The 17,250-nt window shown below is 74.1% G+C and carries 4 protein-coding genes (1 of these 4 only partly in view); all 4 read right to left on the minus strand.

All coding sequences use genetic code 11. From position 1 onward, the window contains the following. Tightly spaced (each overlapping or abutting the next), the 4 genes in view from Ade02nite_RS16580 to Ade02nite_RS16595 form a layout consistent with a single transcriptional unit that may run on beyond the window. Positions 1–1,707, minus strand: a complete 1,707-nt coding sequence (locus Ade02nite_RS16580) for an ABC transporter ATP-binding protein (protein ID WP_203763354.1) — start codon at positions 1,705–1,707, stop codon at positions 1–3. Then, entirely contained in the window at positions 1,700–3,343 is a 1,644-nt protein-coding gene (locus tag Ade02nite_RS16585) for an ABC transporter ATP-binding protein (RefSeq protein ID WP_203763356.1), read from the minus strand. Before Ade02nite_RS16585 ends, Ade02nite_RS16580 begins: the two co-directional genes overlap by 8 nt. Further along, positions 3,340–14,925 (minus strand): non-ribosomal peptide synthetase, encoded by an 11,586-nt coding sequence (locus tag Ade02nite_RS16590; protein ID WP_203763359.1) that lies wholly within the window; start codon positions 14,923–14,925, stop codon positions 3,340–3,342. The genes Ade02nite_RS16585 and Ade02nite_RS16590 overlap by 4 nt, the downstream gene beginning before the upstream one ends. After that, positions 14,922–17,250 carry the end of a non-ribosomal peptide synthetase gene (locus Ade02nite_RS16595; RefSeq protein WP_203763362.1) on the minus strand. It continues 12,401 nt past the right edge of the window, so the window shows 2,329 of its 14,730 coding nt (coding positions 12,402–14,730); the start codon falls outside the window, past its right edge; its stop codon occupies positions 14,922–14,924. The genes Ade02nite_RS16590 and Ade02nite_RS16595 overlap by 4 nt, the downstream gene beginning before the upstream one ends.

Here is a 17,250-nt window from a genome sequence, read left to right on the forward strand (position 1 = left end):
TCAGCCCTCCGGGGACGTGAGCCGCCCGGCGTGCAGGCGCACGACGCGGGGAAGACGGTCGATGGTGGACGGGCGGTGGGCGATGACCAGGACGGTGCGGTTGCGCCGCAGCCGGGCCAGGGCCTCCTCGATGCGGTGCGCGGTGGCCGGGTCGAGGTCGGCGGTGGCCTCGTCGAGGATCAGCACCTCGGGCTCGGTCATCGCGGCCCGCAGCAGGCCGACGAGCTGCCGCTCCCCGGCCGAGAACCGCTCACCGCGCCGGCCCAGCTCCGCGTCGAAGCCGCCCGGCAGCCCGGCGACCCAGCCGGTGAGCCCCAGCCGCTCGGCGGCCCGCGCGAACTCCTGCGGCCCGGGCCGCCCCGGCGTGAGCGCGAGGTTGTCGGCGAACGTCCCGGCGATCATGTGCACCTGCTGCGGGATGAGCACGAGCCGCCGCCGCACCTCGGCCGCGCCCAGCCCGGACAGGTCGGCCCCACCGAGCCGCACCGCGCCCGCATCGGGCAGGTAGAGCCCACAGAGCAGCTTGGCGAGCGTGGTCTTGCCGGACCCGGTCTCACCGACGATCCCGGCGTGCTCCCCGGCCGCGAAGTGCACGCTGACCCCGTGCAGAACGGGCTCACCGGGGCGGTAGCTGTAGGTCACGGCATCGGCGGACAGGCCGGTACCCGCGGTACCTCCACTCGTGCCCGATTTTTCGGGATTTTGCGGGGCGTGGGGTGACGATGTCGCGTCGAGCAGGTCGAGCAGGCGGGCCAGGCCCACGCGTGACTCCAGCATCTCGCCCGCGACCAGCGTGAAGTCGTCGATCGAGCTGAACAGGTCGCGGCTCGCCAGGACGAACGTGACCACCACGCCGACCGTGACCACGCCCTCGTTCGCCAGGATGCCGCCGGCGACCAGCAGCGCCGCGCTCGTGAGGCCCTGCACGATCCACGTCGCGTCGATCCACGTGGCACCGCGCTGCGCCGCGCGCGCCGTCCGGAGGTAGCCGTCGGCGTCCTGCCGCAGGCGGTCGAGCCAGGTGCTGGTCGCGCCGTCGATCTGAAGCTGCTCGCGGGCCAGCAGGCTTTCCGAGAACGTCGCGGCGAGCGTCGCCTGCGCGGCGGCCTCGGCCGGATAGGCGGCCTGCGCGGCCCGCCGGAAGCGCCGGCTGATCCACCACATCGGCGGGCCGAAGACGAGCACCAGCAACCCGAACAGCTGCCACGACGACGCGAGCAGCACGATCACGCTGAACAGCAGGTAGCCGCCGAGCGAGATCAGGTCGGGCAGCTGACTCCGGACGAAGGTGGCCAGCTCCGCGATCTCGACAGTGGCCCGCTGGAGCAGGTCGCCGCCGCGATGGGCCTCGAGGAAGCGCAGCGAGGTGGTGCCGAGCCGCTCCACCACGAGGTCGCGCAGGCTGTGCACCACCTTCTCGCCGACCCGGGTGAGCAGCAGCTCCGACCAGCGCAGCAGCACCGTGCGCACGACGACCAGCCCGAGCACGACCCCGGCCGTGACGAGCAGGCCGGTGCGGTCGCCGTCCAGCAGCTCGTCGACCGCCCGGCCGATCATCACCGGTACGAGGGTGAGCGACAGCGTGGAGAGCAGGTTGACGGCGATGGCGGCGACCATCGCGCGCCGGTGCTCCCGCAGGTGCGGCCAGGCCCGGCGGAGCACGTGCCGCTGGTCGGGCTCCTCGGTCAGCAGGCGGACGTCAGCCATGGGACACCAGCTCTCCGTCGTGCACGCCGAGGTCGATGACCCGGTCGGCGAGGTCCTTCACGGCCGTACGCGAGGTGGCGAAGACGATGGTCACGCCGAGCTCGCGGAGGCCGTCGAGGATGCGCCGCTCGGTGCGCGCGTCGACGGCCGAGGTGACGTCGTCGAGCAGCAGCACCTTCGCGCCCCGCAGCAGGCCCCGCGCGAGGGCGAGGCGCTGGAGCTGGCCGCCCGAGACGGTGCTGCCGCGCTCGCCGACCACGGTCGCGAAGCCCTCCGGCAGCGACTCGATGTGCTCGAGGATCCCGGCGACACGGCAGGCTTCGCGCAGCTGCTCGTCGGTGAGGTGGGCGCGGCCGAGGCGCAGGTTCTCGGCGATGGTGCCGGACAGCAGCAGCGGGCGCTGGCCGACGATCGTGATGGCGTCGCGCACGTCGCCGATCGCCGCGTCGCGCAGATCCGTTCCGCCGTACCGGATGACGCCCGTCGCCGGATCGGCGAGCCGGGCCAGCAGGCGCAACAGCGTCGTCTTGCCGGTGCCGACCGGCCCGACCACGGCGACGAACTCGCCTTCGCGCACGGCCAGATCGGGCAGCCGCAACGGCTCCCGCCCGTCGAGCGCGACGGTGACGCCCTCAGCGGTCAGCAAACCACCGGCCGCCAGGCTGTCTGCTCCGCGTTCCGGCATCTCCGGTGTGGCCGTCAGGACCGTTTCGATGCGGCCGGCGGCGGTCCACGCGTCGCCGAGCTGGCCGAAGCGGAACGTCAGCATCATCACCTGGCGGCCGAGCAGCGTCATCCAGCTGGCGAAGGAGACCAGGCCGCCGACCGAGAAGCTGCCGTCCAGCACCGCCAGGCCGCCGAAGGCCACGCCGATCGCGGTCGCCAGCCACGGCACGAACGGCGCGTTCGCAGCCCAGCCTGCGGCGATCCGAGCCAGCGCCAGGGTGCGGTCGCGGACCGTCGCACTGACCTCGTGGTGGCGCTCGATGAGCACCTGTTCGCCGCCGAGGCCGCGCACCGCCGTACTGGCCGAGAGAAGGTCCTCCACGGCGTCCGCGCGTGCGCCGTGCGCCGCCGAGAGAGCCGCGTTGGCGCCCTCGTAGCGCTTGGGATACCACAGGTTCACCGCGATCAGCAGCGGCACCGTGCTGAGGCCGACGATCGCCAGCATCGGGTCGAGGGTGGCCACCACGACGAGCACCGCGAGGAAGCCCAGCATGCCGCTCGCGAGCGAGGGCACCGTGGACAGCCAGATGGTGATCTGCTCGACGTCACGGGTGCCCCGGGTGACGAGGTCGCCGGCCGAGAACCTGTGCGCGGTCACGGCGTCCCAGCCGAGCACCCGTTCCGCCAGCCGCAGCAGCAGCCGGTTGCCTGTCCGTACCCCCGCGAGCGTTGCCCACCACCGCATCGCGAACTCAGCGCCGGTCAGCGCCACCGAGACGAGCAGGGTGGCCGCGGCCCAGTAAAGCAGCGGCGAGCGGTCGCCCGGCGTGATGCCCTGGTCGAGGGCGCGGCCGAGGCACCAGGGCAGCAGGATCAGCCCGGCCTGGTAGCCGAGGCCGCCGATCCACGAGGCGGTCAGCCCCTTGGCGGAGTCGCGGACGGCCCAGCGCAGCAGCACGGCGGGGCTCATGCGGCCACCTCCGCGAGGGCGGCGACCGTCTTGAGCGCCACCAGATCGGACAGGCGCAGCGGTACGCCGTGCGCGCGGGCGAGGCTGGTGAGCCGCATCGCCGCGATGCTGTCGCCGCCCAGGTCGAAGAAGCTGTCCTCCGCGCCGACGGGCACCCCGAGCACCTCGGTGAAGAGCGCGGCCAGCCGTTCCTCCTGCTCGCCCTGTGGCTCACGGGTCGCGGACACGTACTCCACCCGCGGCAGCGCGGCCCGGTCGAGCTTGCCGTTGACCGTCAGCGGCAACGCGTCCAGCTCGACGACGGCCGCCGGCACGAGGTAGGCGGGAAGCCGTTCCGACGCCCACGCCCTCAGGTCGGCGGAGCCACCGACGACGTACGCGATGAGCCTGCCCGCGTCGGCGACCACGACAGCCTGCGTCACCGACGGATGCTGCGACAGCACCGTGGCGACCTCGCCCAGCTCGATCCGGTAGCCGCGAATCTTCACCTGGTCGTCGGAGCGGCCCAGGTAGTCGATGCGCCCGTCGGCGGTCCAGCGCACCACGTCGCCCGTGCGGTACATGCGGCTGCCCGGCGCCGCGGCGAACGGATCGGCCACGAAGCGCGCCGAGCTGAGGCCCGGCTGGTGCAGGTAGCCGAGCGCGAGCTGCGCCCCGCCGATGTAGAGCTCACCCGCGACGCCCGGCGGCACCGGCCGCAACCGGCCGTCGAGCACGTACAGCGTGGTGTTGGCGACCGGCCGCCCGATGAGCGCGCGCGGCACCTCCTTGACCCGCTGCACGATGGTGTCCACTGTGCACTCCGTCGGGCCGTAGAAGTTGTAGGACTCGGTCTGCGGCAGCGCGGCCATCGCGGTCCAGAGCTGATCCGGCACGGCCTCGCCGCCGACGCCGAGCACGGCCAGCCCACCGGCGTCGAACCCGGCCGCGAGCAGCTGGTCCAGGTGCGACGGCGCCACCTCGATCATGTCGATCCCGTTGTCCCGCAACAGTTCCGCGAGCAGTTGCGGGTCGCGGCGCGGCTCGTCGGTGACCAGGTGCAGCTCGTTGCCGCCGAGCAGCGCGAGCAGCGGCTGCCAGGAGGCGTCGAACGCGAACGACCAGTTGTGCGCCACCCGCAGCGCCCGGCCACGCTGGGCGGCGGCCGGCCCGAGGATCCGCGCCGTGTGGCTCGCCAGCAGGTTCGCCACGGTCCGGTGCGGCACCAGCACGCCCTTGGGCCGCCCGGTCGACCCGGAGGTGTAGATGACGTACGCGGGGTGGTCCGGTGTGATCTCCTGCGGCGTACCGGTTCCTTGCTCGTACGGTCCGTCCAGCACCAGCCGCGGCGCGCCGCCGGGTAGCAGCCCGCTCGTGGACCGTACCGCCAGCGTGGTCACGGGCCGGGCGTCGTCGAGCATCGCCGCGATCCGGGCGGGCGGATACTCCGGGTCGATCGGCAGGTAGGCGGCTCCCGACGCCATGGCCCCGAAAATCGCCGGAACGATGTGCTCTCCGCGAGGCAGCAGCAGCGCCACGATCCGGCCGGGTCCCGCACCCGCGTCGACCAGCGTGGCGGCCAGACTGTCCACATCGGCCATCAGCGAGGCGTACGTCCAGCGCCGCTCGCCGACCACGAGAGCCGTCGCGTCCGGGGTCTTTCGAGCCCAGTCTCGCACGAGTCCCGGAAGCGTCCGCGGCGTCACGGGCAGGGCCGCGCCGTTCCACTCGGTCAGCACCCGCCGCCGCTCCTCGGCGGTCAGCGCGTCGGCTCGGTCCACCGCCTGGCCCGGGTTCGCGACGGCCTCCGCCGCGAGCGCCACCAGCCGGTCGAGCAGCAGCCGCGCCGTCTGCGCGTCGAACACGTCCGGCCGGTACTCGAGGGCCAGGTGCAGCCCTTCGCCCTCATCCACAGCGGCGGCCAGCGTCAGCGGGTAGTGCGTCGCGTCCCGCCCGATCACCCCGGCCAGCTTCAGGCCCGCGTCCCGCTGGCTTTCGTCGAGCCGGTCGTCGTCCACCGGGTAGCTCTCGAACACCACCAGCGTGTCGAAGAGCTCCCCCACACCCGCCAGCTGCTGGATCGGCGCGAGCCCGAGGTGCTGGTGGGCCAGCAGCCCCGCCTGCTCCTGCTGGAGCCTGCCGAGGAACGCCTGCCAGCTCTCCCCCGGAAGCAGGCGCGCCCGCACCGGAACGGTGTTGATGAAGAGCCCGATCGTCTCGTCGGCTCCGGCGAGCTCCGGTGGCCGCCCCGAGACGGTGGCCCCGAAGACGACGTCGTCGCGCCCGGTCAGCCGCCCGAGCAGCACGGCCCACAGCGCCTGCACGAGCGTGTTGGGCGTGACGCCCTGCTCCCGCGCGAAGTCGACGAAGCTCGACGGCAGCTGCCCGATCACCTCACCCGGCAGCCGCGCCGACCGCCCCACCGTCCCCGGTGCCACCAGGGTCGGCTCGGTGACACCGGCCAGCGCCGCACGCCAGGCTTCCCGCGCCGCTTCCGCGTCGGCCTGCTGAAGCCACGCAAGGAAGTCCCGATAGGCCCGCCCCACCGCCGGCACGCGCCCCGAGTAGGCCGAGAGCAGTTCCCGCGCGATAAGCGGCCCCGACCACCCATCCACGATGACGTGATGCTGGGTGATGACAAGCCGATGCCGCCCGTCCCCCACCCGGATCAACAGGAACTTGACAAGCGGCGCCGTCCCAAGGTCAAAGACCCCGACCCGCCCGTCCCCGTCAACCACGAACGGAGCATTCCGTTCTGCATCGGCTAGGTGGTCGGCTTCGGATGGGATTGCGGCTGCGGTTTCTCGCCAGGGCACCTCCACATGGGCGGGGATGACCTGGACCGGGGCGCCGTTGGCGGTGGTGGTGAAAGCGGCTCGCAAGTTCGGGTGGCGGTCCAGCAGCGACTGGGCGGCTCGGTGCAGGCGTGCGGCGTCCAGCGGGCCGTCGAGGTCGAGCTGCTGCTGCACGGTGTAGACGTCGCCGGCGCCGTCGAGGGCGTGCAGGTAGAACAAACCCTCCTGCAGAGGCGTCAACGGCAGCACGTCGGTCAGGCCGGGACAGCGCGTGGCGAGCTCGTCCAGCGCCTCCTGGTCGACCCGGGCCAGCACGTCGGACGGCGTGAGCCCGCCGTCGCCGGGCGCCTCGTTCAGCGACGCCAGGGCGGTGCTCCAGGCGGTGAGCAAGGCGCGCACCGACTTCTCCGGCATGGCGCGGCGCGGGAAGGCCACCGAAAGCACAATCTCGTCGCCCTCGACGGTGGCCTCGACGCTGAGCACGTGGCGGGCGGGCAGGTGGTCGCTCGCGTCGCCGCGCAAACCTTCCACCGGCTGCCAGGGCGACGGCTCCGTGTTGCTCTGCTCGGCCCGGCCCAAGTAGTTGAACAGGATCGGCGGTCTCGGGTCGGTGCGGCGCTGGAGGCCGTAGCCGAGGCCGCGGTCGGGGGCGGCACGCAGCTGCTCCTTGACGCGCTTCAGAGCCGCTGCCGGCTCGGAGTCGGGCGCGCTCAGGCGTACCGGATGGGCCGTGGTGAACCAGCCGACCGTGCGGGACAGATCGGCCCCCGGGAGTAGGCGCTCCTCGCGGCCGTGGCCCTCCAGCTCGACCAGCACGTCGCGGCCGGCGGCCGTGGTGAGGGTGGCCAGGAGGACGTCCTGCACGTCGGCTCGGTAGGCGGCCGGGATCGCGGTGGTCAGGCGGCCCGCGGGGACTCGGGCGGTGACCTGGTCGAGCGTGCCCAGCGTGTCGGTGGCGGGGTCCAGCTCGACGTCGGTCAGGTAGGCGGGCGGCCCGGTGAAGACCGACTCCCAGTGGGCGCGCTCCTCGTCGCGGGTCGCCGCTTCCAGGGCCAGCGCCCAGGAGCGGAACGACGTGCCCACCGGCGGCAGCGGGCCTTCGCTCGCCAGGTCGGCGAGCAGGATCGGCCACGAGACGGCGTCCACCGCCAGGTGGTGGACGGTGATTCGGAGCCGGTCGCCGTCCGGCATCGAGGCGCTGACCATGCGGCCCTCGGCGGGCGCCAGGCCCTGGTCCAGGGCGAAGGCGACGGTGCCGGGCGGCGGGACGTGCAGCGCGGTGCCGGTCCAGCGGGCGCGCAGCATGTCGTGGTGGTCGATCAGCTTCTGGAGCCGTTCGGTCAGGGCCGCCGGGGTCAGGCCGGCCGGCACGCGGACCACCATCGACTGGGTGAGGCGCGGGTCGGCGGGGTCGTCCAGCCCTCGCATGAACGGGGTCGGCGGGACGTCGCCGAAGGCGTCCGCCGGATTGGCGGCCGACAATTCGAGGGGTGCTGCGACCGACGCCATGCCTTCGACGGTGGGGCGGGCGAAGACGTCTCGGGCCGCCAGGCGCCAGCCGGCGGCTCGGGCCCGGGCGGTCAGTTGCAGCGCGAGGATGCTGTCGCCGCCGAGGGTGAAGAAGCTGTCGCGGACGCCCACGCGGTCGAGGCCGAGCACTCCGGCGACCAGGGCGGCGAAGACCTCCTCCGTGGGCGTACGGGGCTCGTCGCCGCCCGTGTGGGAGGCGAAGTCGGGGGCCGGGAGGCGGCGCCGGTCGAGCTTGCCGTTGGGGCTGAGGGGCAGTTCCGGCAGGCGCACGAAGGCAGCCGGCACCAGGTGCTCGGGCAGCGTGGCGGCCAGGGCGGCGGGCAGGTCCGCGGGGGGCTCGCCGACGACGTACGCGACCAGGCGCCGCGCGGGGCCGTCGTCGCGGGCGACCACGGCGGCGGCGGTGACGCCGGGAAGCGCCGTCAGGGCGGCCTCGATCTCGCCGGGCTCGACGCGCAGGCCACGGATCTTCACCTGGTCGTCGGTGCGGCCGGCGTAGTCGAGGTCGCCCGACTCGGTGAAGCGGGCGAGGTCGCCGGTGCGGTACAGCCGCGATCCGGGGTCGCCGAACGGGTTCGCGACGAAGCGCTGGGCGGTCAGGGCGGGGCGGCCGAGGTAGCCGCGGGCCAGCTGGACGCCGCCGAGGTAGAGCTCGCCGGTCACGCCCGGCGGCACGGGGCGCATCCACGGGTCGAGCACGTGGATCTCGGTGTTCCAGACGGGCCGGCCGATCGGCACGGGACCGTCCGCCGACGTGTCGACCGGGTGGTGGGTGACGTCGACGGCCGCTTCCGTGGGGCCGTACAAGTTGTGCAGCTCGACGCCGGGCAGCACCTGGCCGAAGCGGCGGGCGAGGTCGCCGGGCAGGGCCTCGCCGCTGCAGACGACCCGGCGCAGCGACGGCACCCGCGGGGAGTCGGCGAGGAAGGCGCGAAGCATCGACGGTACGAAGTGGACCGTCGTGACCTCGTTGCGGGCCATCACGTCGGCGAGGTAGGCGGGGTCGCGGTGCCCGTCCGGCCGGGCCACGACGAGGGTGGCGCCGGTGAGCAGGGGCCAGAAGAACTCCCAGACCGACACGTCGAAGCCGGCAGGGGTCTTCTGGAGCACGCGCTCGCCCGGCCGCAGCCGGTAGCGGTCTCGCATCCAGAGGAGCCGGTTGACGATCGACCGGTGCGAGATCGTGGCGCCCTTGGGCCGGCCGGTTGAGCCGGAGGTGTAGATGACGTACGCGGCGCAAGCGCCGTGCAGGGCAGGCGTTTCCCGCACCGGCTCGCCGGTCTCCGTGACGTTCTCGGGCGTCAGCAGGAGGGTCGCGCCGGAGTCGGCGAGCAGGAGCTCGTTACGCTCGCGGGGATGCGTGGGGTCGATCGGCAGGTACGCCGCGCCGGCGCGGTGCACGGCGTGCAAGGCCACGACCAGGTCGAGCGACCGGGGCAGCGCGAGGGCCACGACGGTCTCCGGGCCGGCGCCGCGCTCGCGCAGACGGCCGGCCAGCGCGGCCACGCGGGCGTCGAGCTCGGCGTAGGTGAGCTGGTCGCCCTCGAAGACGACCGCGACCTCGTCCGGCGTGGCGCGGACGGCGTCGGCGAACAGCCGCGGCAGCGTCGTGTCCGGTACGGCCACGGGCTCGACGGCCGCGCGCTCGGGCAGGGCGCGGCCGACCGGCTTTCCGGGTTCGGCGGCCAGGTCCGCGAGCAGCGCGCCGTACCGGTCGAGGATCTCGGAGGCGGCGGCGTCGGTGAACACGTCCGAGCGGTAGGCGAGGCCCAGCCGGAGCCGCTCCCCCGGCGCGACGGCGAGGGTGAGCGGGTAGTGCGGCGCGTCGTCGCCCGTCACGTCGGTCATGCGCAGGCCGGCCGAGCCGGTGGCGTCGTGCAGCCCGTCGGTGTCGAGCGGGTAGCTCTCGAAGATGGTGAGCGTGTCGAACAGCTCGCCGAGGCCGGCGAGGCGCTGCACGTCGGTCAGCGGAAGGTGTTGGTGCTCCAGCAATGCGGACTGTCCGCTTTGGAGCCGGTCGAGCAGGGCGGCCCAGCTTTCCCGGGGATCGAGCGGCACCCGTACGGGCAGGGTGTTGATGAAGAAGCCGATCATCTCGTCGACGCCGGCCACCTGCGCCGGGCGGCCCGAGACGGTCGTGCCGAACACCACGTCGGTGCGGCCGGTCAGCTGCACCAGAAGCACGGCCCAGGCGGCCTGCACGACGGTGTTGAGGGTGACCTGCCGCTGCCGGGCGAGGGCGGTCAGCCGGTCGGTAACTTCGCGCGGCAGGTCGCGTTCGAGCTTGCCGGGCCGCGCGCCGAGGACCGCGCCCGCACCGGGCGCGACGAGCGTGGGCTGGTCGAGGCCGTCCAGCGAGGCACGCCAGGCGGTCTCGGCGGCGGCCCGGTCGGTTGCCGTGAGCCAACGCAGATAATCGCGGTACGGGCGCGGCGCGGGGAGCGTACGACCGGCGTACAGGTCGAAGAGCTCCCGGACCGCGAGCGGCGTGGACCAGCCGTCGAGCAGCACGTGGTGGTTGGTGAGCACCAGGCGGTGGCGGCCGTCCTCCAGCCGTACCAGTGTCAATCGCAGCAACGGCGCCTGCGCCAGGTCGAACGGGCGCGCCCGGTCCTCGGCCGCGAAGTCCTCGAACTCCCGCTCGCTCAGCGCCAGCTCGGCCCACGGCAGCTCGGCACGGGCGGCGACGACCTGACGGAGCTGCCCGTCCGGCCCGGCGGCGAAGGACGCGCGCAGGGCGGGATGACGGTCGAGCAGCGCCTGCCCCGCGGCCCGCATCCGGCCCGGATCAAGCGGTCCCGACAGGTCGAGAACCTGTTGCACCACATAGGGATCCACCGTGTCGGCGAGCGCGGCGAGGAAGACGAGTCCTTCCTGCAGCGGCGACAGCGGCCAGATGTCCTCCAGCCCCTCGGGGCGCCGCTCCAGGGCGTCGATCTCCTCCTGCTGTACGCCGGGGAGCAGCAGATCGGACGCGGTACGACCGCCCCGCGCGCCCGCGAGCGAGACGAGCGCGCCGAACCACGCATCGCCCAGGCGCCGTACCTCGTCTTCCGTGAGCACGCCGTCCGGGTACGTCAGCGCCGCGGTGAGCCGGCCGTCCACGATGGACGCGTTGATCTCCAGCGCCCGGCGCAGCGGCATCTCCGGGTCGGCGTCGCCGTCCAGCCCGCCGAGCGGCGCCCAGTCCTCGTCGCCGGACCCGCCGCCGGCGGTGAACCGGCCGAGGTAGTTGACGAGGATCTGCGGCTCGGGCAGCCCGGTCAGCCGGGGGCGCAGCAGGCCGTACCCGGCGCCGTTGCCGGGCACGGCCCGCAGCTGCTCCTTGACACGTTTGAGCGCGGCCGCCGGATCGGTGCCGCCCGGGCTCAGACGCACCGGGAATTCGGTGGTGAACCAGCCGACCGTGCGGGACAGGTCGGCCTCGGTGGTGTCGCGGCCGTGCCCCTCCAGCTCGACCAGCACGTCCCGCCCGCCCATCGCGACGGCGAGCCCGGCGAGCAGCACCTCGGTGACGCCGGTGTGGAAGGCCGCCGGGATCGGCTCGATGAGCGAGGCGTCCAGCTCGACGGTGACGGTGCGCGCGGTGGCGACAGTGTCCCGGGCCGGGTCCACGGGGCGTGCCCCGAGCACGGGCTCCGAGACATCCAGCACCGAACGCCAGTAGGGCAGCTCGGCGTCGTCCGGCGCCAGGCCGCGGGCCCACTCGCGGAACGAGGTGCCGACCGGCGGCAGCGCGATCGGCCGCCCGGCGAGCACGTCGGCCCACGCGCCGGCGATGTCGGCCAGCAGGATCCGCCACGAGACACCGTCGACGACCGTGTGGTGCACGACGATCTCGACCTGGCCCGGCGTCCACGTCACGCGCAACGGCACACCCTCCTCGGGCCGCAGCCGGTCCGCGCCGATGACGGTGGCGGCGGCGAGCGAGCCGGGCGGCGGCACGGTCAGGCCGGTCGCCTGGTTCCAACGGGCCCGCAACAGGTCGTGCCGGTCGAGCAGGGCCTGCACGACGGCCTCCAGTCGCGCGGCGGTCAGCCCCGCGGGCGCCCGCAGCACCATGGACTGGCTGTACCGCGTGGCCGGCCCGTTGTCGCGCAGCCAGGCGAGCATCGGCGTGAGCGGCACCTCGCCGAGCGCGGCTTCGGCTGCCACGGCGCGCGGCGCCTCGGCGGGCGCCGCGACGGCGGCGAGCGCGGCAACCGTACGCAGCTCGAAGATCTGCCGTGGCGTGATGCGCAGCCCGGCCGTGCGGGCACGGGCGACGAGCTGGAGCGAGACGATGCTGTCGCCGCCGAGCGTGAAGAAGCTGTCCTCGACACCGACCGCCGGCAGCCCGAGCACCTCGGCGAAGAGCTTGGCAAGCGTCTCCTCGGCCGGGGTGCGCGGCGCTTCCCCACCGGCGAGCACCCCGAAGTCCGGCGCGGGCAGCGCACGCTTGTCCACCTTGCCGGCCACCGTGACCGGAAGCCGGTCAAGCCCCACGAACGCCGCGGGCAGCAGGTGGCCGGGCAGCCGCCCGGCCGCCCACTCCCGCAGCCCTTCGGGGACCTGGCCCGGCGACTCCCCCGCCGAGCCCACGATGTAGGCGACCAGGCGGCCGTCGCGGGGCACGACCACGGCCTGGGCGACCGCGGGGTGCTCGGCGAGCACGGCGGCGACCTCGCCCGGCTCCACGCGGAAGCCACGGATCTTGACCTGGTCGTCGGCGCGGCCCACGAACTCCAGCCGGTCGTCCCCGGTCCAGCGGACCACGTCGCCGGTGCGGTACATCCGCTCCCCCGGCGCCCACGGGTCGGCCACGAACCGGGTGGCCGTCAGTCCCGCGCGGTCCTTGTAGCCGCGCCCGAGCTGAGCGCCCGCCAGATAGAGCTCACCCGCCACACCCGGCGCGACCGGACGCAACCAGCCGTCCAGCACGTACGCCCGAGTGTTGCCGATCGGGCGCCCCACCAGAGGCGCCGCGCTGTCCGGCACGTGCGCCATGAGCGTGTCCACGGTGCATTCGGTCGGCCCGTAGAGGTTGACGCCGATCGTGCGAGGCGCCTCCCGCAGGGCGCTCCACAGCGCCGGACCGGCCGCCTCACCGCCGAGCATCACCAGCGCGGGCGCGTGCTCCCCGCTCAGCAGGCCCGCGTGGACCAGCTCCTGCCCGAGCGAGGGCGCCACATCGAGCGCGTCGATCCGGTGCCGGCGCACGTAGTCGACGAACAGGTCGGCGTCACGCCGGGTCTCGTCATCGAGCAGGTGCAGCTCATGCCCGGCGACGAGCCAGAGCAGCCCCTCCCACGAGGTGTCGAAGACCAATGCAGCGCTCAGCGCGGCACGAATAGGCTTATTCATCGGCTCGATCAGCCGCAGGCGATGGTGGTGGAACAGGTTCGCCAGGCTGGCGTGCTCCACGACGACGCCCTTCGGGCGCCCGGTCGAGCCCGACGTGTAGATGAGGTAGGCACCGTTCTGCGGGGTGATGACCGGCAGGCTCGCCACGGCGACGCCGGCCGGGTTCGTGTCGGCATTCGGGTGAGTAGTCGCCTCGGCGAGCACCTGTGGCGTCACGATCACCGCAGGGGCGGCGTCCGCGAGCAGGTAGTCGATGCGCTCGCGCGGATAGTCCACGTCGATCGGCAGATAGATGCCACCTGACCGCAGGGCGGCCAGCCACGCCACCACCGCGTCCTCGGTGCGGGGCACCAGGACCGCCACCACCTTCTCCGGGCCGGCACCACGAGCCACCAGCAGCCGGGCCAGGCGGTCCACCCGAGCGTGCAACTCCGCGTAGGACAGCGCCGCGCCGCCGAAGCGCAGAGCGACGGCGTCGGGGGTCTTCCGCACCTGCGCGTCGAATACGTCGAGCAACAGGGCCGGCGGCACCTGCATAGAAGTATTCATCGTGACGAGCTCGCCGGCGGGCTTGATGGCGGCGAGGCGACCGTCCGGTTCCGCGGCGAAGGCGGCCAGCAAGTCGGCGAGGCGGTCGAGCACGCGCTCGGCCGCGGAGCGGGAGACGACGTCCGGGCGATACTCGGCGCCGAGGGCGATCTCCTTGGGGCCCGGCACCACGGTCAGCGTCAGCGGGTAGTGCGTGGCGTCGGTGCCCGTGACGGCGGCGAGGCGCAGGCCGGCCGCGTCCTGGAGCGTCCGCAGCCCCTCTTCGTCGAGCGGGTAGCTCTCGAAGACGAGCAGGGTGTCGAAGAGCGCCCCGACGCCCGTCTGCCGCTGGATGGTGGCGAGCCCGATGTGCTGGTGGTCGAGCAACGCCGCCTGCTCCGCCTGCACGCGCGCGAGGTATCCGGCCCAGGTGTCGGCCGGGCGCGGGCGAATGCGAACGGGCACGGTGTTGATGAACAGGCCGACCATGTTCTCCACACCGGCGAGCCCGCCCGGGCGGCCGCTGACGGTCGCCCCGAAGACAAGGTCGTCGCGACCGGTGAATTCGGCCAGCACGAGGGCGTAGGCGCCCTGCATAACCGTATTCAGGGTGAGCCCACGCTCGCGCGCCACCTCGGCGACGCGGACGACGTCCACCTGTCGCTCGATCGCCTCGGGCTCGGCGGCGGCCCGCTCGGCGCCGGGCGCGATCAGCGTCGCCTCCTCGACTCCGGACAGGGCGCTCCGCCACGCGCGCTCGGCGGCGTCCCGGTCCTGCCGCGCCACCCAGGCGAGATAGTCCTTGTACGGGCGGGCGGCGGGCGGCTCGGCACCCGCGTAGATGGTCAGCAGGTCACGCACGAGCAGCGGCGCGGACCAGCCGTCGAGCAGAATGTGGTGCGCGGTCAGCACGAGCCGGTGCCGCTCGTCGCCGAGCCGGATCAGCGTCCAGCGCAGCAGCGGCGGCCGCGCCAGGTCGAACGGCCGCCGCCGCTCCGCCTCGGTCACCTCATCGACGTCCGGAACGCGCCCGCCGAGGCCGGCATCCGCAACACGGCCACCCAGGCTGGCATCCGCAACCGGGGCGCTGGGGTCGGTGCGGGCGTCGCCCGCGGGCCGGTCGCTCAGGTCGACGACGGTGAAGTCGACCGGCAGGGCCGCCGGGATCAGCTGCACCGGCTGGCCGGCCTTGCGGGGCCGGAAGGCGGCGCGCAGGTTGGCGTGCCGGTCCTGGACGGCCTGGGCGGCGGCGCGGAGCCGGGCCGTGTCCAGTGCGCCGTCCAGGGTGAGCACCTGCTGGACGACGTAGACGTCCGGTCCGTCGGCCGCGTAGGTGGACAGGAAGTAGAGGCCCTCCTGCAGCGGCGACAGCGGCAGGATGTCCTGCAGTCCGCCCGGGGTCGTCACAGAAGCCTCCACTCGTCCTCGAATTCGTCGATCTCGTCCTGGCTGAGGGAGACCAGGAGGTCGGATGGGGTGTGCCCGCCGCCGGTCCGGGCGGCGGCGCGCAGGCTCTCCAGGGCGGCCAGCCAGAGCTCGCCGAGGGCGGTCACGTCCGCCTCGGTGAGGATTCCGTCCACATAGGAGAGCCGGATGGACAGCTCGGGGCCGGTGGGCAGGTCGGCCGTGGCTGCGTTGATCTCCAGGGCTTGCCCGGCCGGGAACGAGGGGTCGAGCCCGTCGCCGAGCGCGTCGTTCTCGGCCGCCGCGACCCAGTCGTGCGCGCCGTCCAAGGCCGCCACACCACCGGCCGCGCCGTCGAAGGTCTCAGCGGCGGACGGCGACGAAGAGGTGGCGGCGGAGGACGCGAGGCGGCCCAGGTAGTTGAACAGGATCTCGGGCGCCGGGCGATCGAGCCGCGCCGCGGTGTCCGCGTTGAGGTAGCGCAGCAGGCCGTATCCCGCACCGCTGTCCGGCACCGCCCGCAGCTGCTCCTTCACCCGCTTCAGGGCCGCCGCCGCATCGGAACCGCCCGGGTCGAGGCGCACCGGGAACTCCGTGGTGAACCAGCCCACCGTGCGCGTCAGGTCGCTGCCCGGCACCAGTTGCTCCTCGCGCCCGTGCCCTTCCAGGCGCAGCAGCACACCGTGCTGGGCCGTCCCCGGCCGCCATTGCCGCACGGCGAGCGCCAGCCCGGTCAGCAGCACGTCCTGCACGCCCGCGTGGTAGGCCTCGGGCACGGCGGTCAGCAACGGCGAGGTCTCCGCGGCGCTCAGCCGCAGGCTGTGGTGCCGCAGCGAGCCCACGGTGTCGCCCGGGCCGACCGGCCGGGTGCCGATGGCCGCCGTCGGCGCGTCCACCACGCCGAGCCAGTAGGACAGCTCGGGTGCCCGGTCGCGCGCCGCGGCCGCCAGTCCGCGGGCCCAGCCGCGCACCGACGTACCGGATCGGGTCAGGGTCTCGCCGTCGGCGGCGGTCGCCAGGTCCTCGACCAGGATTCGCCACGACACGCCGTCCACGACGAGGTGGTGCGCGACCAGCAGCAGGCGCGCCTCGGCGGGGAACCAGACCGCCTCGACCATCCGCCCCTCGGCGGGCCGGAGTCGCCGGATCGCCGCTTCGTGCTCCTCGCGCAGGCCGCGTTCGGCGACGCGTACCTCGGCTGTCACCGAGCCGGGCGGAGGCACCACCAGGCCGTCGCCGGTCCACCGGGCGCGCAGCGCGTCGTGCCGGTCGAGCACCGCCTGGAGCGCCGCCGACAGCGCCGGTCCGCTCAGCGCGGCCGGGACCCGCAGCAGCAGCGACTGGCTGAACGTGTCGAGGGGCGCGTCCTGCGACCGCAGCCACGCCATGATCGGGGTGAGCGGCACCTCGCCGACCGCCACCGCGGCCGGCTCGCGGGCGCCCTCGAAGGAGCCCGCCACCTCGGCCAGCGCGGCAACGCTCTGGTGCTCGAAGACCTGCCGGGCGGAGAGCTCGAGCCCGGCGGCCCGGGCGCGGGCCACCAGTTGCAGGGCCACGATGCTGTCGCCGCCGAGCGCGAAGAAGCCCTCGTCGACACCGGCCTCGTCCAGGCCGAGCACCTCGGCGAAGAGCGAGGCGAGCAGTTCCTGGATCACGGTGACGGGGCGTTCGGCGCTGCGCTCGAGGACCGGCTCGGGCAGGCGCGTGCGGTCGATCTTCCCGGCGGCCGTCCGCGGCAGGCTGTCGAGCACGACGATCGCGGCCGGCACCAGGTAGTCGGGCAGCCGCCGCGCGAGCCAGGCCCGCAGGTCCTCGGCGACCGGCGAGGCGTCACCCTCCACGTAGCCGAGGAGCCGGCCCTCGCGGGCGACCACGACGGCGTACCGCACGCAAGGATGCTCGACCAGGACCGAGGCGACCTCGCCGGGCTCGATGCGGAAGCCGCGGATCTTCACCTGGTCGTCGGCGCGGCCGAGGAACTCGAGCTGCCCGTCGCGGGCCCGGCGGACCAGGTCGCCCGTGCGGTACATGGCGGCGCCGGGCGCGCCGAACGGGTCGGCCACGAAGCGGGACGCGGTCAGCGCGGGCCGGCCGAGGTAGCCGCGGGCCAGGCCGGCACCGGCCAGGTAGAGCTCGCCGGGAACGCCCGGCGGCACGGGCTTCAGGGCCGCGTCGAGCACGTACGCGCTCTTGTTGCGGTCCGGGCGCCCGATCAGCACCGGCCCGTCCGGGGCGCACTCCCAGTAGGTGGAGTTCACGGTCGCCTCGGTCGGCCCGTACGCGTTGAGCATGCGATGGGTGGCCGTCCAGCGCCGCACCAGCTCGGGC

This window comes from Paractinoplanes deccanensis, from assembly GCF_016862115.1.
GTDB classification, from domain to species: Bacteria; Actinomycetota; Actinomycetes; order Mycobacteriales; family Micromonosporaceae; genus Actinoplanes; species Actinoplanes deccanensis.